General features: G+C 58.0%; 16 protein-coding genes and 1 pseudogene. 6 read left to right on the forward strand and 11 right to left on the reverse strand.

The genetic code is table 11. The features are described 5' to 3' along the window. Positions 1 to 76: 76 nt before the first annotated feature. Positions 77 to 811 (reverse strand): methyltransferase domain-containing protein, encoded by a 735-nt coding sequence (locus AC2FIT_RS12940; protein ID WP_496830040.1) that lies wholly within the window; start codon positions 809 to 811, stop codon positions 77 to 79. 61 nt (positions 812 to 872) lie between these two features. Here AC2FIT_RS12940 and gloB point away from each other — a divergent pair, with 61 nt between their 5' ends. Continuing rightward, positions 873 to 1,640 (forward strand): hydroxyacylglutathione hydrolase, encoded by a 768-nt coding sequence (gene gloB / locus AC2FIT_RS12945; RefSeq protein WP_496830042.1) that lies wholly within the window; start codon positions 873 to 875, stop codon positions 1,638 to 1,640. A 171-nt stretch (positions 1,641 to 1,811) separates the two neighbouring features. Continuing rightward, a complete protein-coding gene (gene clpA, locus AC2FIT_RS12950) occupies positions 1,812 to 4,136 on the forward strand; it encodes an ATP-dependent Clp protease ATP-binding subunit ClpA (protein WP_496830044.1) in 2,325 nt (774 codons plus the stop codon). Between the two features lie 350 nt (positions 4,137 to 4,486). On the opposite strand, the gene AC2FIT_RS12955 is transcribed toward clpA, so the two are convergent. From AC2FIT_RS12955 to AC2FIT_RS12965, 3 genes are all read right to left on the reverse strand, one after another. Continuing rightward, entirely contained in the window at positions 4,487 to 6,124 is a 1,638-nt protein-coding gene (locus AC2FIT_RS12955) for a peptidoglycan -binding protein (protein ID WP_496830046.1), read from the reverse strand. A 3-nt stretch (positions 6,125 to 6,127) separates the two neighbouring features. Next, positions 6,128 to 7,306: a biopolymer transporter ExbB gene (locus AC2FIT_RS12960; RefSeq protein WP_496830048.1), complete on the reverse strand. Its 1,179-nt coding sequence runs from the start codon at positions 7,304 to 7,306 to the stop codon at positions 6,128 to 6,130. A gap of 69 nt (positions 7,307 to 7,375) precedes the next feature. After that, positions 7,376 to 7,906, reverse strand: coding sequence for a gamma-glutamylcyclotransferase (locus AC2FIT_RS12965; protein ID WP_496830050.1), 531 nt, complete (start codon positions 7,904 to 7,906; stop codon positions 7,376 to 7,378). A 67-nt stretch (positions 7,907 to 7,973) separates the two neighbouring features. Here AC2FIT_RS12965 and AC2FIT_RS12970 point away from each other — a divergent pair, with 67 nt between their 5' ends. After that, positions 7,974 to 8,975, forward strand: a complete 1,002-nt coding sequence (locus AC2FIT_RS12970) for a DUF2125 domain-containing protein (protein ID WP_496830052.1) — start codon at positions 7,974 to 7,976, stop codon at positions 8,973 to 8,975. Here AC2FIT_RS12970 and AC2FIT_RS12975 read toward each other — a convergent pair. The 4 genes from AC2FIT_RS12975 to AC2FIT_RS12990 all read right to left on the reverse strand — a co-directional run bounded on the left by AC2FIT_RS12975 (position 8,972) and on the right by AC2FIT_RS12990 (position 13,273). Further along, positions 8,972 to 9,790, reverse strand: a complete 819-nt coding sequence (locus tag AC2FIT_RS12975) for an extensin-like domain-containing protein (protein WP_496830054.1) — start codon at positions 9,788 to 9,790, stop codon at positions 8,972 to 8,974. The genes AC2FIT_RS12970 and AC2FIT_RS12975 overlap by 4 nt on opposite strands. Next, on the reverse strand, positions 9,787 to 10,707 hold the full coding sequence (locus tag AC2FIT_RS12980; protein ID WP_496830056.1) for a prephenate/arogenate dehydrogenase family protein: 921 nt from the start codon (positions 10,705 to 10,707) through the stop codon (positions 9,787 to 9,789). Before AC2FIT_RS12980 ends, AC2FIT_RS12975 begins: the two co-directional genes overlap by 4 nt. After that, the gene (gene hisC, locus AC2FIT_RS12985; protein WP_496830058.1) at positions 10,704 to 11,789 is read right to left on the reverse strand and encodes a histidinol-phosphate transaminase; all 1,086 of its coding nucleotides are present in this window, start codon (positions 11,787 to 11,789) and stop codon (positions 10,704 to 10,706) included. The genes AC2FIT_RS12980 and hisC overlap by 4 nt, the downstream gene beginning before the upstream one ends. A gap of 65 nt (positions 11,790 to 11,854) precedes the next feature. After that, a complete protein-coding gene (locus tag AC2FIT_RS12990; protein WP_496830059.1) occupies positions 11,855 to 13,273 on the reverse strand; it encodes an aminotransferase class V-fold PLP-dependent enzyme in 1,419 nt (472 codons plus the stop codon). Between the two features lie 103 nt (positions 13,274 to 13,376). Between AC2FIT_RS12990 and AC2FIT_RS12995 the strand changes: the two genes are divergently transcribed. After that, entirely contained in the window at positions 13,377 to 13,838 is a 462-nt protein-coding gene (locus tag AC2FIT_RS12995; protein ID WP_496830061.1) for an Lrp/AsnC family transcriptional regulator, read from the forward strand. A gap of 129 nt (positions 13,839 to 13,967) precedes the next feature. Here the strand turns inward: AC2FIT_RS12995 and rpsD are convergent, their stop codons facing one another. Beyond that, complete coding sequence (rpsD, locus tag AC2FIT_RS13000; protein ID WP_068336304.1) at positions 13,968 to 14,588, reverse strand: 30S ribosomal protein S4; 621 nt, start codon at positions 14,586 to 14,588, stop codon at positions 13,968 to 13,970. A gap of 203 nt (positions 14,589 to 14,791) precedes the next feature. After that, positions 14,792 to 15,334 (reverse strand): hypothetical protein, encoded by a 543-nt coding sequence (locus AC2FIT_RS13005; protein WP_496830064.1) that lies wholly within the window; start codon positions 15,332 to 15,334, stop codon positions 14,792 to 14,794. A gap of 118 nt (positions 15,335 to 15,452) precedes the next feature. On the opposite strand from AC2FIT_RS13005, the gene AC2FIT_RS13010 reads away from it, so the two are divergent. Beyond that, on the forward strand, positions 15,453 to 15,734 hold the full coding sequence (locus tag AC2FIT_RS13010; RefSeq protein WP_496830066.1) for a hypothetical protein: 282 nt from the start codon (positions 15,453 to 15,455) through the stop codon (positions 15,732 to 15,734). 220 nt (positions 15,735 to 15,954) lie between these two features. Here AC2FIT_RS13010 and AC2FIT_RS13015 read toward each other — a convergent pair whose 3' ends face one another. Beyond that, on the reverse strand, positions 15,955 to 16,566 hold the full coding sequence (locus tag AC2FIT_RS13015) for a hypothetical protein (RefSeq protein WP_496830068.1): 612 nt from the start codon (positions 16,564 to 16,566) through the stop codon (positions 15,955 to 15,957). Between the two features lie 24 nt (positions 16,567 to 16,590). Between AC2FIT_RS13015 and AC2FIT_RS13020 the strand changes: the two are divergent. Further along, positions 16,591 to 17,323 (forward strand): annotated as a pseudogene (locus AC2FIT_RS13020) (IS5 family transposase); the annotation flags it as partial.

Consider the following 17,323-nt stretch of genomic DNA (forward strand, 5'->3'; position numbering starts at 1 on the left):
TGTTACGAATATTCAGGTTTTAGCGATTCCTGTGACTTATTTCCCGCATTTTTTCCGCCGTGATCACGAAGATCGATCATGCGGGTTTCAACAAACCATCCAACGCTTTCAGGGGTCGCCGCGCTGCATCTTTCGTGACTCTGCCACTTGGCGGTTGGATATGCTTGCTGGCTTCAATCATCAGGACACCGCCCGCCATAATTGTGGGCACACGCTGCCCGGTTTTCTCGATCAGGCTTCCTGATTTAAGCCAGAAGCGCCGAAACGACGGTGGCATATAAAGGGCAGAGCAGTGGCTTTCAGGAAGAAAATAATGGGCCTTCAATTGGCTTTCCAATTGCGATGCTGAATACGGACGCCCAAAGCCAAACGGCGTCCGGTCTGCTCTCGACCATAGCCCGGCCCGATTCGGCACAATGAAAAGAGCCCGCCCGCCCGGCCCAAGAACGCGCCAGCATTCATTCAGCAAGTCGCTTGGTCGGCTCGACGTTTCCAAACCATGCATCACCACCAGCTTGTCGACATGACCGGTTTCGACAGGCCAGAGGGTTTCTTCGGTCAAAACAGATACATTCGGCAGTCCAGCGGGCCACGGCATTACACCTTGGGGGCCGGGCATCAGCCCAATCACCCGCCTCGCATCCGCGAGATAAGGTCGCAGCAAGGGTACGGCGAACCCGAATCCGACCACCGTCTGCCCTTTGGCCTCGGGCCACAACTCAATCAACCGCCCGCGAATAGCCGCCTGCGCCGCGCGACCCAACGTGCTGCGGTAGTAAAAATTCCTCAAATCCTGCACGTCAAGATGCATTGCAGACACCCGGTCAATCGGCTTAGCTGCCCGCAGTCTAGCAACGAAAGGGCAAAAGGCCATGCCTCTTGAGATCGTAACCATCCCATGTCTCAGCGATAACTATGCTTTCCTGGCGCATGACGCCGCAAGCGGTCAAACCGCTCTCATTGACGCGCCCGAGGCGGGCCCGATTCTGGCCGAGTTGGATAAACGAGGTTGGACGCTGAGCCACGTTTTGCTGACCCACCATCACTGGGACCATGTAGACGGGGTGGCCAGTATCCTGGAAAAGCATCAGGCCAAGGTTATCGGCGCTGCGGCTGATGCCCACCGCCTGCCCCCGTTGGATCAGCAAGTTACCGAGGGCGACAGTTTCGACCTTGGCGGCGAACCCGTGCAAGTGCTGGACGTGTCGGGCCACACGGTTGGCCACGTGGCATATTACCTGCCAGAAAGCGCGGCTGTTTTCACTGCCGATAGCCTGATGGCCCTGGGTTGTGGCCGCCTGTTCGAAGGGACCGCACCGCAAATGTGGGCGTCTCTGTCCAAACTGGCGGCCCTGCCCGACGAAACAATCGTCTACTCTGGTCACGAATACACACAATCCAATGCCAAATTCGCGATTACAGTTGATCCGGACAACGCTGCGTTGCAACAGCGCATGACCGAAATCAACCGGGCTCGGGCAGCCGGGCAACCGACGGTTCCGTCCTCGCTGGCGCTGGAAAAAGCAACAAATCCTTTTTTGCGCGCCAAAGATCCGGCGATTCAGAGGCATTTAGGTATGGAAAACGCAGATCCGGCCAAGGTTTTTGCCGAAATCAGAACTAGAAAAGACCGCTTCTGATGCCTATTTCCCGGCCTTCCGGGCAACGGTCACGTGAAATGTGACTGTCAAGTGAAAGAAAACCCTTGAAGCCGGGCCATGATCAACCAAACTCTAATAGTATGATGACATGGTCGGATCGGGGCCGAAGCCCGCCCCCATGCGACCCAAGACAAGAAGAGGAGCACCCGCGTGCCTTCATTCTCGAGCACATTAGAACAAGCCATTCACGCGGCCCTGGCGGCTGCGAACGAACGGCGCCATGAATTCGCCACGCTGGAGCATCTGCTGCTGGCGCTTCTGGAAGAGCCTGACGCCATCCGCGTCATGAAAGCATGCAGCGTTGACCTGGATGAGTTGCGCAGCACGCTTGTCGAATTCATTGACGAAGATCTATCAAACCTCGTCACAGATATCGACGGATCCGAAGCCGTCCCGACGGCCGCGTTTCAGCGTGTTATCCAACGCGCCGCGATCCACGTGCAAAGCTCGGGTCGGACCGAAGTGACCGGGGCCAACGTTCTCGTTGCCATTTTTGCCGAACGCGAAAGCAATGCCGCCTACTTCCTGCAAGAACAGGATATGACCCGCTATGACGCTGTGAACTTCATCGCGCATGGCGTGGCCAAAGACCCCGCGTACGGCGAAAACCGCTCAGTCTCGGGCGCGGATCAGGTTGAAGATGAGGCACAGTCCAGCACCGCTGAAGGCGATCAGAAAGAAAGTGCACTGGGGAAATACTGTATTGATCTGAACGCGAAATCGCGCGCTGGTGACGTTGATCCCCTGATCGGCCGGTCCGATGAGGTTGAGCGCTGTATTCAGGTGTTGTGCCGCCGCCGCAAGAACAATCCGCTGTTGGTGGGTGATCCGGGCGTGGGCAAAACCGCTATCGCCGAAGGCTTGGCGCACAAGATTGTCGAGGGTGAGGCTCCCGACGTGCTGGCAAACACCACGATCTATTCGCTGGACATGGGCGCCCTGCTGGCCGGAACCCGTTATCGCGGCGACTTCGAGGAACGCTTGAAGGCCGTTGTGACAGAGTTGGAAGATCACCCGGACGCAGTCTTGTTCATTGACGAGATTCACACCGTGATCGGTGCCGGTGCCACCTCTGGCGGCGCAATGGACGCGTCAAATCTGCTGAAACCAGCCCTGCAGGGTGGCAAGCTGCGGACCATGGGATCGACCACGTACAAAGAATTCCGCCAGCATTTTGAAAAAGACCGCGCGCTCAGCCGCCGGTTCCAGAAAATCGATGTGAACGAACCTTCGGTCGAAGACAGCGTGAAAATCCTGCGTGGCCTCAAGCCTTACTTTGAGAAACACCACGAGATCAAATACACAGCGGATGCGATCAAGACTGCCGTAGAGTTGTCGGCACGCTACATCAATGATCGCAAACTGCCGGACAAGGCCATCGACGTGATTGATGAGGCAGGTGCCGCACAGCATCTGGTTGCTGAAAGCAAGCGTCGCAAGACCATCGGAGTGAAAGAGATTGAGGCTGTAGTCGCCAAAATCGCGCGCATTCCGCCCAAGAACGTCACCAAGGACGATGCCGAGGTTCTGAAAGACCTCGAAGCCTCGCTGAAACGGGTGGTGTTTGGTCAGGATGAAGCGATCGAGGCGTTGGCCAGTGCTATCAAGCTGGCGCGTGCGGGTCTGCGTGAACCCGAGAAGCCCATTGGTAACTACCTGTTCGCAGGTCCGACCGGTGTTGGTAAGACCGAAGTGGCGAAACAGCTGGCGGATAATCTGGGCGTCGAACTGCTGCGCTTCGACATGTCCGAATACATGGAGAAACATGCCGTCAGCCGTCTGATCGGTGCGCCTCCGGGCTATGTCGGGTTTGATCAAGGTGGTCTTTTGACCGACGGCGTGGACCAGCATCCGCATTGCGTGCTGCTGCTGGACGAGATCGAAAAAGCCCATCCGGACGTCTTCAACATCCTGTTGCAAGTCATGGACCACGGAGAGCTGACCGATCACAACGGACGTACGGTGAATTTCCGCAACGTGGTATTGATCATGACCTCGAACGCGGGTGCGCAGGAACAAGCCAAGGCAGCGATCGGCTTTGCCCGTGACCGCCGCGAAGGGGAAGATACGGCCGCCATCGAGCGCACCTTCACGCCGGAGTTCCGCAACCGTCTGGACGCTGTCATCTCGTTCGCGCCACTGCCGAAGAGCGTTATTCTGCAAGTGGTCGAGAAGTTTGTGCTACAGCTTGAGGCTCAGTTGCTGGACCGTAACGTGACAATTGATCTGACACCCAAGGCGGCCGAATGGCTGGCAGACAAAGGGTATGACGACAAGATGGGCGCACGTCCACTGGGTCGCGTGATCCAAGAGCATATCAAGAAGCCGCTGGCCGAAGAACTTCTGTTCGGCAAACTGGCCAAAGGCGGAGTCGTCCGCGTCTCGGTCAAGAAAGGCGAACTGAACCTTGAGATTTTTGGCCCGGATCAGCCGCGCATTCCAGGTGACAAGCCACCACTTCTGACAGCGGACTGACCTACGGCGAAAAGTGATACTAGAAAGCCCGGTTGATCATCCAACCGGGCTTTTTTGCGCCACAGTCTCATGGCCATTCTTCTTTCATAGGGCGCTCGGCCCAACTTGATGTAGTTTGGCTCTTGGTTCTTGTTGGTAGTTCAAACACCAAAGCTGGCTCTGGGTGGCGCGTTGTTGTCGCAATTTCAACTCATGCCAAATCTGCCACCGCTAAACGCCGTGTTTACACTTGAAAGGCGAGGGACAGCTCACGCGCCAAAATGTGACAGTTTGGGTTCTGCCGACCCACTCTGCTCGCAAATAGAACACTCATCGCAACGGGCGGCATCTATGTCATGCATAGGCGGCGTTTAGCGCTCGGTCAGCTTCAATTCGATCCGACGGTTCTGGGCGCGGGCTTCGGGTGTGTCTGCGGGGTTGACGGGCTGAAACTCTCCGAACCCATTGGCGGCCAGCCGGTTTGGCGGAATACCCAGCGCCTCGACCATATATCGTACGACGGACAGCGCCCGACCTTGGCTAAGCTCCCAGTTGTCGCGATATCGCCCAGTCCCGGCTAAGGGTACGTTGTCCGTGTGACCATCAACCCGGATCACCCAATTCAACCCCTCAGGAATTTCCGCAGCTACGCTGCGCAGGATATTGGCCACCTTGGCGACCTCTTGCTGCCCGACCGGCGACAGGACAGCCGACCCTGTATCAAACAGAACCTCGGACGAGAATACGAAACGGTCGCCTTCGATCCGCACGCCCTCTTCATCACCCAGAACATCGCGCAGACGGCCAAAAAACTCTGATCGATACCTTTGCAAATCCTCGGCCTGCGCCACCAGGTCTTCGGCTTCGGCTTCGAGACGGGCGCGCTCGGCTTCTTCCAGTATGCGGCGGCGGCGCTCTTCCGAGGCCGCACGGGCCAACGCAGCGTTCAGATCCTGCCCCAGCGTCTGGATTCGGATATCCGCTGCGGCGTTGCGGTCCGCGTAGTCGTCCAACAAGGCCTGAAGCCCGCCCAATTGTTCACGCAGTGCCGCCATTTGCTGGTTAAGCAAAGCAGTTTCGCGCTGCGCTTTTTCAGACATCGCCTGTTCTGCTGACAACGTTTCGCGGGCGACGGACAGCAGGGCCGCGCGTTCTTCGGCTAGCGTGCGCTGTTCCTGCGCTTCGGCCTGCGCCTCTGTTTGCGCAGCCAATGCCGCCTCAAGCTGGGCCCGCAGGTCTTGCGCGTTCAGGTCGCCAAACTGTCGTTCTAATTCCGCCTTCGCAGCTTGCGCCGCTGCCAGCAGGGTCAACGTCTCCTCGGCCTCTTTGCGCTGCGCTTCCAGGGCAAGCGTCATGGCTGTCAGTTCCGCATCAGCATCCTGTAACCGGTTGCGCAAGTTTTCAGCGGCAGCGGCTTCGGCCAGTTTAGCGGCTTCTTCGGCGCTCAATTCTTCCTCAAGCTCAGATATGCGGGTCGACTGCGCGGCCTCGGTTTGCTCCAGGTCAGCGACCAGAGCTTCAAGCGCTTCTCGCTGGGCTGCGGCCAGACGCGCGGCCTCGGTTTGCTCATCGATCTCTGCCCGGCTTTGCGCCAAGGCAAGCTTCAAAGCGTCCTGTTCGTTCTGCAAATCCGCGATTTCGCCCTGCGCAAGTTCTTGTTCAAGTAGCAGGGCCGCAACCTGATCCTCAAAATCGGTCAGTTGGATCTGTGCTTGCACCAGCTCTGTCTCAACCTGGTTCAGCGTTGAATTCAGCACACCCAAGCGCGCTTGCAACCGGCTGTTTTCGCGTTCTTCCAAACCCAACGCGCCGGCCAGTGCGGCGACCTCATCCGACAGGGCGGTCAACTCATCCTCTTGCCCCGAGATCGTTTCTCGTAACACGAACTGGACCACCATGAAGATGGTCAGCACAAAGGTCAGCACCATCAGAAGCCCGGTGATCGCATCCACAAAGCCGGGCCAGACCGAACCTTGGAACCGCTGACCTGTACGACGCGAAAGGGCCATGCCTTACTCTCTTTCCGGCGCGGTCCGAACAGCGCCGCGGGGCAATGTCAGAGCTTTGACCAACAGTTCGATATCCTTGCGGATTTCGCTCATGCTTTCCTGACGACCAGCCGAGATTTCTTCGAGGATACGCAGCAATTGCACATCCATCGACCGCAGGCGCATGCGGCTTTCGGCATCAATTCCGTCACCGGTGCCCTGCTCACGCATGTGATCCAACAAGGCATCCTGTCCAAGGGCCACCCGCTCAAGGGCGGCTGTCACACCCTCGTTGTTTTCCTGCCGCTGGTTCATCTCGCCAATCGCATCCGTCAATTGGCCCAGCTTGGACGACACGGCGGCGCGGTCTGCCTCTTGCGCTGAAAACAAGTCTTGCAAGGCGTTCATCTGTTCTGACATCGCATCCAGAACCGGGGTCAGAACAGCCAGTTCGGCACCCCCTTCGTCGCTGGCACCGAATCCTACCCGCGTGATCGAGGAAAGCCATTCCTCAAGCTCACGGTAGAAGCGGTTTTGGCCATGCCCTGCAAAAAGCTCCAGCAAGCCGACGATCAACGATCCGGCAAGACCCAGCAACGACGAGCCAAACGCCACGCCCATACCTTGCAACTGCGCCTCCAACCCCACCATCAAACGATTGAAGACCGCCAGCCCCTCTTCACCCTCTTGCGGGTTAAGGCTGCGGATGGTGTCAACAATGGCCGGAACCGTTGTGGCCAGCCCGAAGAACGTGCCCAAAAGACCAAGATAAATCAGGACATTGGTGATATATCGGGTGATCTCTCGTTCTTCTTCGACACGTTCGGCCACGGAATCCAAGATGGACCGCGTCGAAGTCGAACTGATCTGAGACCGGGCGCCCCGTTCGCGCAGCAGCGACGCCAGCGGCGCCAACAATTGTGGTGTACGGGCATCTTCACGGACCACACCGCCCACAAAGGCTTCGATCCAGCGCACCGACCCGATCAGCTGTGCCACCTGATAGAAACAGGCGAACACGCCGATCACGAAGACCAGAATGATAAAGCCGTTCAGATAAGGGTTGGCATAGAAAACCGGCAGCACATAGGGCAGCGCCATGAAGACCCCGAACCCTGCCAACGCGATCGCGACCAGCATCGTAACGATCTGACGAATGGGTTGCGAGAAATGTGGTCTCGCGCCCTGATGTGCCTGCGCCATGCGCGTGGTTCCCGGTTTTTGCCTGCTCTTGCGTGAATCTAGCGAAATTGCGTCGGTGACGCCAAGGGTTTATGCGGTGATGGTACGCACCCGTTGCGCTAACCACTCAAGATCAGGATCGCGCAGGCCGATCTCGGCCAGATGTTCAGCAGTGTTGTAAAGATATTCGGTGTTCGGTCCACGCCCACCGACGGCATGTGCGATAATCCGGGCTTGATCCTCTAGCGGCATGCCACCGCAATACTGCACGTGGTCGGCATCAATCACGTAGGTCACGGCATTGACCGTCTCACCCGACTCGAGATGCACATCCAGCATCGCCTCAACATAAGCTGATGAAATCAGCTCACGTTCGCGCAGTTCCTGAAGGGTGCGATCCTCATGGCCTGCTTCAACCGCCAGGGCCAAGCCTTTGCAGTTGGCTTCGGCTTGTTCATCCAAGGCCAAAACCAGTCCGGGATGTTCTTCGGTGCCGCGATGATGGATCGAGCTCATGCAGAAAGACCGGGCGTAGCCATGCAATGTGGCGCGTTCGCCGCGCGAAACCGGGAATCCCGGATTCCACAGCAGCGATCCATATCCGAAAACCCACATCGTCATAGCTCTGGCCCTTGCCCGTTTGCACCTATAAACATCAAATCCGAGGTGGGAAAAAGGGCGAACTGCCATGCGCGGTCTGATACGAGCAGTCATTTTCACAGTTGTGATCTGGAGCATCTATTGGTTCGTCGCCGGTTTCGGTCTGCGCAACGCAATCACCGCGTGGTTCGATGCACAGCAGGCGCGCGGCTGGCAAGCCGAATTCTCGGACGTTGAAACCAACGGGTACCCGTTTCACCACATGACGCGTCTGAATAACCCCGCGCTGGCCGATCCGGGCACCGGCACCGCATGGAGCGCAGACTGGATCGAATTCCAAAGCCCCGCGATCTGGCCCGGACGACAGGTCCTGCGGTTTGCCAATACGCCTCAGCGCTTGTCCTATTTCGACCAGACCGCAACCATTCAAGCCAGTGACCTGCAAGCCGAACTGCAACTTCAGCCCGGCGTGGCCTTGGTTCTTGAGAAGATGGCGCTGACTGCGGGACCGTGGTCAATCACCGACGACACCGAGGCGCTGGCCGGCGGCAATACATTGGCCCTAGTGATGGAGCAGAGCGCCATACCCGAGGCATACGTAATTCGCGCCCAAGTCGACGGTTTCACGCCCGGGGATGACCTGCGCGAGTTGATGCGCTCGGCCACGACGTTGCCACCGGCTTTTGAGACGCTCGAACTGGACTTGACCGCCACGTTTGACAAAACGTGGGACCGCTCTGCCCTGGAAGAAAGCAGGCCGCAGCCGGTAAAAATCGACCTGCGGTTGGCCGAGATGAAATGGGGTGCATTGCGCCTGTTCGCAGCCGGTGAGTTGGATGTTGATGCGCAAGGCATTCCAACCGGCGAAATTGCAATCCGGGCTGAGAATTGGCGCGACATGATCGCCATGGCCAACGCCGCCGGTGCTTTGCCGGATCAGGCGGTTGACACGGTGACGCGCGCGCTGAATTTCATGGCCGGGCTGGGCGGCAATCCGAATACGCTGGATATGCAGCTGAACCTCAGGGATGGTTTTGTGGCCTTGGGCCCCCTGCCCCTTGGCCCTGCCCCTCGTCTGATCTTGCGCTAGCGGCAGTATGGGCCACGGCGATGGCGCGCCATATCCAGGTGGAAATGGTCCTGGTGATACCGATCTGCATTTGGCCCCAGCACGGTACCAAACGGACCACACGCACCACGCCAAACCTTGGTGAGTTGGCGTTTTGACGGGTTCTTACGCCAGCCGTTCAAGACCGTTACGACCTCACCATCCGCCATTTTAAAGCCCGAGATATCAATCGCCCGGCCTTTGCCGTGTTCTGAAATCCTTGCACCTTTTTGGTTGTTCCGGGTGCGGCAGGCATAATGGGCGGCGACCTGCAACTCAACCACCGGCCCGCGCCGTTTGAAGGTTGGTTTAACGGACTTGTCGACCCACTCGTTCAGGGCAATCGCCGTACCACAATCCATTGTCGATGGACGGCTAAGAGCCACACCAGAAACTGAGGTGATCTGAACCGCCTCTTTGATTCCACACGCCTTGATCTTGCCGGGTACACGACCGACCGGCTTACCCTGAATGGCGATATCCCCACAGACCGAGCTTTTGCGCAGCTTGCGTCTCTTGAAAAGCGCCTCTTGCTCTAACGCCTTTGGCCGCAGGTAGGGCATCAGCGAGGTATCCGGCCCCAGCAAGGGTAAATCCGAAGGACGCGCTGCCACCGCCAGGGCTTGCGGAGACACTGGGCGCAGCACCGGGCGAACCTTGACGTCTGGTAAGGAGGACGCGAAAGCAAAGGATGTCCGCGCGACGGGAACCAGCGACTGTTCTGGAGGGGAGGCGTTGGACACTGTCGCACTGACGGCCACGCATCCGATCACCAACATCCTCCAGAGGTGTCTCATGTGCTCGCCTTTCCCCTTCCGAAATCCGGCGCATCCGTATCCTGCCCCGCGTCGATGATCCCACGGCGTATCGCGCGCGTGCGGGTGAAGTAGTCGAACAGATGTTCGCCATCACCGGTACGGATAGCACGTTGCAGCGCAAAAAGCTCTTCGGTGAAGCGGCCCAGAATTTCCAGCGTCGCATCCTTGTTCGACAGGAAAACATCCCGCCACATGGTCGGGTCCGAGGCGGCAATCCGCGTGAAATCCCGGAAACCGGCAGCCGAGTATTTGATGACCTCGCTGTCCGTCACTCGGCGCAGATCGTCTGCCACACCTACCATCGTATAGGCGATTAGGTGCGGCGCATGCGAGGTGACAGCCAGAACCAGATCATGATGCTCTGCGTCCATCTCATCCACATAAGACCCCATGCCTTCCCAAAGTGCACGCAGGCGGGCAATGGCGTCGGTGTCCGAATCTGCAACCGGCACCAACAAGCACCAGCGGTTGTCGAAAAGCTCGGCAAAACCAGATTCGGGGCCGGAATGCTCGGTCCCGGCCAATGGATGGGCCGGAACGAAATGCACGCCATCAGGAACATGGGGTAAGACCGCCTGGATCACATGCCCTTTGACAGACCCCACATCAGTGACGGTCGCCCCCGGCTTCAAGGCCGGCGCGATTTCCTCGGCCACTGCGCCCATCACCCCGACGGGAATACATAGAACCACCAGATCGGCGCCCTCGACCGCCTCTTGCGCTGTCTCACAGACCCGATCGCAAAGGCCGATCCGCCGTGCAGTCTCACGGGTCGCCTTGGACCGTGCATAGCCGGTGACCTCATTGGCAAGGCCCGCGCGTTTTATAGCCCAGAACATGGATGACGCAATCAGACCCAGCCCGATCAGAGCGACGCGGTCATATACCTGACTCATGCGGCCCCCCTTTTGAACGCGGTAATGACCGCGACGACACGACGGCAGGCTTCTTCGTCACCCACCGTGATGCGTAGCGCGTTGGGCAGGTTGTAACCTGCGACGCGCCGCACGATCAGACCTTGGGTCTTGAGAAAGTCATCACAGGCCTCGGCCTCGGCCTGATCGGCAAAGCGCGCGAGGATAAAGTTGGTGCATGAGGCATCCGAGGCAACGCCAATCTTGGCCAGTTCATCTGACAACCACACGCGCAGGCGCGCATTCTCGGCCTGACAAAAGGACAGAAAATCCTGATCGGCCAAAGCCGCCTCGGCCGCAGCCAACGCCGTCAGAGACAGGTTGAAAGGCTGGCGCACCCGGTTCAGCACGTCGATGATTGCCTGAGCGGCATAGCCCCAGCCAACGCGCATTCCGCCCAGCCCGTAGACCTTTGAAAACGTCCGGGTCATGATCACATTCTCGAACCAATCCACCAGCGATGCGCCGCCATCAAAACCGTCGACAAATTCGGCATAGGCTCCGTCAATCACCATGAGACAGGTCTGCGGCAAAGCCTCGGCCAGTCTTACCAGTTCAGCCTCGGCAATCATGGTCGAGGTCGGATTGCCCGGATTGGTCACGAACACGATCCGCGTTTGGTCGGTGAGCGCGGCAAGAATATTGTCCACGTCCACGCGGCGCTCACGCTCTGGCACCATGACAGGCGTCGCACCGGCCATGCGGGCGATGATCGGATACATCGAGAAACCATGTTCGGTATAAATGACCTCATCCCCCGGCCCAGCATACGCCTGAGCGACGAACTGAAGCACCTCATCGCTGCCAACACCGCAGACGATCCGTGCGGGGTCCAGCCCGTGACGCTTTCCAATCGCTGCCCGAAGACTGGCGTGGTCGGTGCTTGGGTAGCGGTGCAGCGTCGCCGCACTGTTGCGCACGGCCTCAATCGCTTTGGGGCTGGGACCGAAAGGGTTTTCGTTCGAGCTGAGTTTGATCACATGCTCAACCCCGGCCAGATGCGACTGGCCGCCCTGATACAGCGCGATGTCCATAATACCGGGTTGAGGTGTGATCTTGTTCATAAGAGGCTCCGTTTATTGAAGCCTCTCATACCTGTCTCAACGGGGTGAGAAAAGCGGCAATTCCGTCACGCCGCCCGGAAACGGGCCGTCGCCGGGTCAACGCTGTAAAACGGTGCAATTTCTTCGGTTCGGCGCGACAGGTCGTTAACGCTGTCGATGATGAACTGAACGGTATCCTCATGCATCAGATACGAAAAGTTCAGCCGCACCCACCCGGGCTTTTTCATCTCTTCCCCCGCAGACAGAGATGCATACAGCTGGTCCGACGCGGCACGGTCAATCCCCAGCAGACGATGCGCATACGGCCCGGCACAGGCACACCCGCCCCGCGCTTGTATGCCATAAACATCGCTAAGCATTCGGGTGAACAGTTGCTGGTGCACGGGCTGACCTGAATTGTCGCGTACAAGAAAGGAAAATATCGGCAGGCGATGCGGGTTGCCCGTGCCCAACAGTGTCAGGTTCGGGTTTCCGCGCCACCCGTCCAGCGCCATACGATTGTACTGCGCTTCGCGGCGGGCGATCTCATCAGTGCCGACAACATCCTTGACGATGAAAGCAAGCGCTGCGCGGATGTCTCCGATCACATTGGGCGTGCCCGCCTCTTCCCGCGTGGCCAGATCCTTGCTGTAGTCATGCCGCCAGGGCGAGACAAAGCTGACTGTGCCGCCACCGGGCCAACTGGGGCACGTCCGCTTTACGGCCTTCTGGTTGACGATCAGGACACCTGACGCCCCCGGCCCGCCCGGAAACTTATGCGGTGAAACAACGATAACATCCTTGCGCGCATCCTCGGGACCCATGTCCATTGGCAGGTAGGGGCCGCCACCTGCGTAATCCCACACCGAAACTGCCCCATGCGCCTTAAGCAAACGCGTTATCGAGTCCGGGTCGGTGATGATTCCCGTCACGTTTGAAGCCGCCGAAAAGGACCCGATGATCAGATCCGACGCAGCGTTTTCGACCAGTTTTTGTTCGAGTTCGACCAGATCAACACCGCCGTCAGCCGCCTCGGGCACCTCGATCACACGCGCCTTGCTTTCACGCCACGGCAAGATGTTCGAGTGATGCTCATACGGCCCGATCAAGACGACCGGCCGGTCAGCTGTATTTACACCCAATAAGCTGACCAGCCGGTTCAGGCCCGCGGTGGCACCAGACCCGGTGAAAATCACCGCATCCTCTCCCCGTGTCGCACCAACGATGCGGGCTATTTCTGAACGCGCCTCGCGGCGTAAACGCGTCATGTAGGATCCGCAATATGAGGCCTCTGTGTGACTGTTGGCATAAAAAGGCAGCACCTGTTCGGCAACAAACCTTTCAACCTGACGCAGCGCACGCCCCGAAGCGACGTAATCCGCGTAGACCAGTGGCACGTGCCCGTGCAAACCCGGGATCAGAACGTTTTCTCCGATCAACCCATCACGCAGGCTAGCAATGCGAGTGGTGGTTTGGATATCTGCGCGAAACTTGGACAGGGTCATGGTTTGGGCTCCGTATTGCACCACTCAATATGATTGAGGTGCAGCGCAGATACTTCACAATATTTTGCTGAATTTCTCCCTATTTTGTGTCAAATGACTTCATATGAATGAAAATTTAGATCGAATCGACACACGCATCCTGAAAGAGCTTCAACAGGACGCTACCCTGTCTCAACGCGAGCTGGCCGACCGAGTCGGCCTGTCACAGAACGCCTGCTGGCGGCGGCTCAAGTCACTGAATGAGAACGGCGTACTGATTGGGTCCACTGCGAGGATCGCGCGTGAGAAACTTGGATTAAGCCTTGTGGTTTTTGTCATGCTGCGCACGCGGCATCACTCGGCCGAGTGGCTGCAGGCCTTTCGCCGCCACGTTCTGACGATCCCCGAGGTGGTGGATTTTCACAGGATCGGTGGTGACTACGATTATCAGCTGAAAGTTGTCACACAGGACATGGCGTCATACGACAAGGTCTACCAGCGCCTAATCGAAAAGGTCGAACTGGACAGCGTGACCTCTTACTTCGCAATGGAAGCAATCGCCGAAGGGCGACCGCTGCCACTCTGATCCGCTCTTCATCTGGCCGAAAATATCCCGGGGGAATCGCGGCCTGACGCGATGGGGGCAGCGCCCCCCCTTTAACAAAAAAGACCGCGCCTTCTGGCGCGGCCTTTCGGAATTCAATATCAGCGAAAATTAGTTCTTCGCGTAGAATTCAACGACCAGGTTCGGCTCCATGACAACCGGGTAAGGCACATCACCCAGGCCCGGTGCGCGGACGAAAGTAGCCGTCATCTTCGAGTGGTCGGCGTCGATGTAATCAGGCACATCACGCTCGGCCAAAGCGGCAGCTTCCAGAACAACGGCCAGTTGCTTGGATTTGTCACGCACTTCGATAACGTCGCCTTCCTTCACACGGTAGGACGGGATGTTGACCCGCTTACCGTTTACTTTGACGTGACCGTGGTTCACGAACTGACGTGCAGCGAAGACAGTCGCTACGAACTTGGCGCGGTAAACAACAGCGTCCAGGCGGCGTTCCAGCAGACCGATCAGGTTTTCACCGGTGTCGCCTTTGACACGCTCAGCTTCGGCGTAGATGCGGCGGAATTGCTTCTCGGTCAGGTCGCCGTAGTAACCTTTCAGCTTCTGCTTGGCACGCAGCTGCAGACCAAAGTCAGACAGCTTGCCTTTGCGGCGCTGACCGTGCTGGCCGGGGCCATATTCACGACGGTTGATCGGGGATTTCGGACGACCCCAGATGTTTTCACCCATCCGGCGGTCAATTTTGTACTTGGCAGACGTGCGTTTGGTCACGGCTGATCTCCTTCGTTATGGTCGAGGCCCAGCGGGCCACTATGAAGGGCGTTGTCCTCTTGAGGTTTTCCCCATGACAGGCATCCCCTTGCGGGGGCCACCAACACCAATGAAGCCGCGCTTATATATGCGAAACCGGCAGAGTCAACAGAGCAAACCATGCGACGCAGGAATTTCCTCGGAAACTGATCTTTATCGGGGCTTCAATCGACCCTGCGACCAACTAAAACCGCTTTCCTTGGGTCCAGATCGCCCACATCCGGCGTTGGCCTGAACGGAAACGCAACGATGGTCCTGTCCTGTTCAGCTGCTTCGTCGCTTTGGTTTTCGATCTCGATGAATTCACTGATCCAGAATTCCTGATCACGCCCCGGACATGCACCTTCAAAGACGAGTATTGGAGCCGATTCACCCGAAACAAGAAAGACGTGCGCCGTGTAGGTCTGGGCACCATTTGTCAAAACGATCAGTCCACGCGCTGCGTCCGGCAGGGTTTGTATCTGAACGTTCCGAACCGTTGGTGCCGCTTGGATGCCAGCCACTCTGCCCAACTCCAAAGGCTGCGCGGCGGGCTCCGCCAGATACCGCGCCTGACCGCGCCATGACCACGCTGCTCCGACACTCAGAAAGGACAAGGGCGCAGCCTCAAGCCCATCAATTTCCGTCTGAGTCCAGAAAATGGCTACTCGACCGCTTGCTCCGGTTCTCATTTGACCGCCTGTACCGTTCAACTTATCACTGTTCACGTTTTTCATCCTTATCAGCGCAAAATGAGGTGGAAAAGAGACATCAATACAGCGATCGTTAAACTGTTGCTTAAGAGATTCAATTCACGTTCCCTTGTGGATCGGTGACGCACAGGGCGTGATATCAGCACTTTCTCGTGCTTGGCACGGGTTTCGCGGGCTCGTCGGCGGATACACCGAACGTTCGGCTTTGTTCACCGTCGCATTGGCGCTTGCCGCGCCTCACCTGAAACCCGAAGGCGCGCTATTCGACCGAGGTGCCTCGGTCGTGTCTACAGATAGGTTCAAAGCAGATATTTTCGGGACTACTGAAAACTGCCACCCGAAGGCGGCTATCTGGATGGTGCTTATGTTGGGAGGTCAGATTTCCAAGGATTTCGGCAGGTCCGCCCTTCGGTAGAGAATCGCGCCCAGGATTTTCGGGTCGAAAGCCGGTTTAATTTCGTGAGCAGCCAGCGCCCGTTTCAACTGAGGCTGATTGCATTTCGCCTCGATCAAAAGGCTTTTGAAAGTCACGTATCTACTGCGGAAGCAGGCCGTGGCGGCGGGCGCGACCCACGCGTATTCTCCGCCTTGAACGCTGACAGTTTTCAAGACCGTCTCGCCAAACTGGGCTGAGATTAGCCGCTTACCGGCAGCCACTCCGGTACCAGCATCATGAACGCATGACCAGCACTCATGCCTGTCAGGCCGCGCGGCGTAAGAGATTTCACCTCCCGCGGATCGACCAGAAGGCCGCTGAGGCCGAGCTCATTTTCCAGCCAAATGACGCGCCGCAGCCGGCCGCCAAACACGGCGGAAAGTACCAGTTGCATCTTCTTCCGGCTGATTTCAGCGCTCTTTGCCAGATTGACCATCCTGCCGGAAGCTTCCCCGACAGGAGTAGCAATGCATTCGATACTGGCAAGAAGCGCGCCCACATGCTCATGATCGACCCCCCGACTAATTTTGCCCAGTTTCCGGCCACCGTCGTGCAACGGCGTCCGCAACCCTTCATCAATAAGGGCTGCCACCATAGACCGGGAAGCGTTGAGAACCAGCGGCAGCAGGGTGACCGCAACCGCCCGCTTCATCTCCGCAGCCACCATTTTACCGGTCTCAAAATCCAAAAGAACGTGGGAACCAGGAAGCCCCGCTTCATCTTCTGAGATGACGCCTTTGGCCCGGAGCACATTCTTGAGCGTGACATCCTTCACGCTTTCATAAGCCGCTATATCGGTTGCATGATTCACGCCCCTAAGTTTCAAGGGTGTATCATGAGCAATCTATTATGGCTGACTGAGAACAGATGGAGCGTCTCCAGCCTTGCTTCCTGAATAGTCATGGCACGCCGAGGGTTGACGACAGGCGTGTGTTGAGCGGGTTATCTTTTTCGATCGCAATGGGTTGCGGTGGTCGGATGCTTTAGGGGAGTACGGCGCGCTTAAGTCTCTCTATAACCGCTGGAAGCGTTTGAGCGATGAGGGGGTGTTTGCCCGGATCATGGAAGGGCTGGCCGCCGAACATTCCGATCACAAGGCGATCATGATCCCCTCTCGGGACATTGCCAGGCAATGCCCTGACGGGCAGTGGACGCAACCTATCTGAAGGCACATTGCACGGCCTCAGGCCTACGGCTGAAAAAGGGGGCGTGGACGCCTGATTGGACGCACCAAGGGTGGCATGAACACCAAGTTGCACGCCGTAACGGACGCCTCCGGCCGCCCCCTCCGGTTCTTCATGATTGCCGGTCAGGTCAGTGACGACACGGGTGCCAGGGCGCTCCTGAGCAGCCTACCATCCGCCGATTGGATGATCGCTGACTGCAGTTATGATGCGGGCTGGGTTCGGGAGGCCTTGAAAGACAAAGGGATACGGCCCTACATCCCGGGCAGGAAGCCTCGCGACGAGGTGGTGCGATACGACAAGCGCAGCTACAAACGCCGCAACTGGTTCGAGCTCATGTTTGGCCGGTTGAAGGATTGGCGCCGAGGAGCAACCTGCTGGGAC

It is taken from the genome of Ruegeria sp. YTSA135 (assembly GCF_059610165.1).

Coding starts and splice junctions, on each gene's coding strand:
- AC2FIT_RS12940 (WP_496830040.1), bottom strand. CDS start 811: ATGCATCTTGACGTGCAGGATTTGAGGAATTTTTACTACCGCAGCACG.
- gloB (WP_496830042.1), top strand. CDS start 873: ATGCCTCTTGAGATCGTAACCATCCCATGTCTCAGCGATAACTATGCT.
- AC2FIT_RS12955 (WP_496830046.1), bottom strand. CDS start 6,124: ATGGCCCTTTCGCGTCGTACAGGTCAGCGGTTCCAAGGTTCGGTCTGG.
- AC2FIT_RS12960 (WP_496830048.1), bottom strand. CDS start 7,306: ATGGCGCAGGCACATCAGGGCGCGAGACCACATTTCTCGCAACCCATT.
- AC2FIT_RS12965 (WP_496830050.1), bottom strand. CDS start 7,906: ATGACGATGTGGGTTTTCGGATATGGATCGCTGCTGTGGAATCCGGGA.
- AC2FIT_RS12970 (WP_496830052.1), top strand. CDS start 7,974: ATGCGCGGTCTGATACGAGCAGTCATTTTCACAGTTGTGATCTGGAGC.
- AC2FIT_RS12975 (WP_496830054.1), bottom strand. CDS start 9,790: ATGAGACACCTCTGGAGGATGTTGGTGATCGGATGCGTGGCCGTCAGT.
- AC2FIT_RS12980 (WP_496830056.1), bottom strand. CDS start 10,707: ATGAGTCAGGTATATGACCGCGTCGCTCTGATCGGGCTGGGTCTGATT.
- hisC (WP_496830058.1), bottom strand. CDS start 11,789: ATGAACAAGATCACACCTCAACCCGGTATTATGGACATCGCGCTGTAT.
- AC2FIT_RS12990 (WP_496830059.1), bottom strand. CDS start 13,273: ATGACCCTGTCCAAGTTTCGCGCAGATATCCAAACCACCACTCGCATT.
- AC2FIT_RS12995 (WP_496830061.1), top strand. CDS start 13,377: ATGAATGAAAATTTAGATCGAATCGACACACGCATCCTGAAAGAGCTT.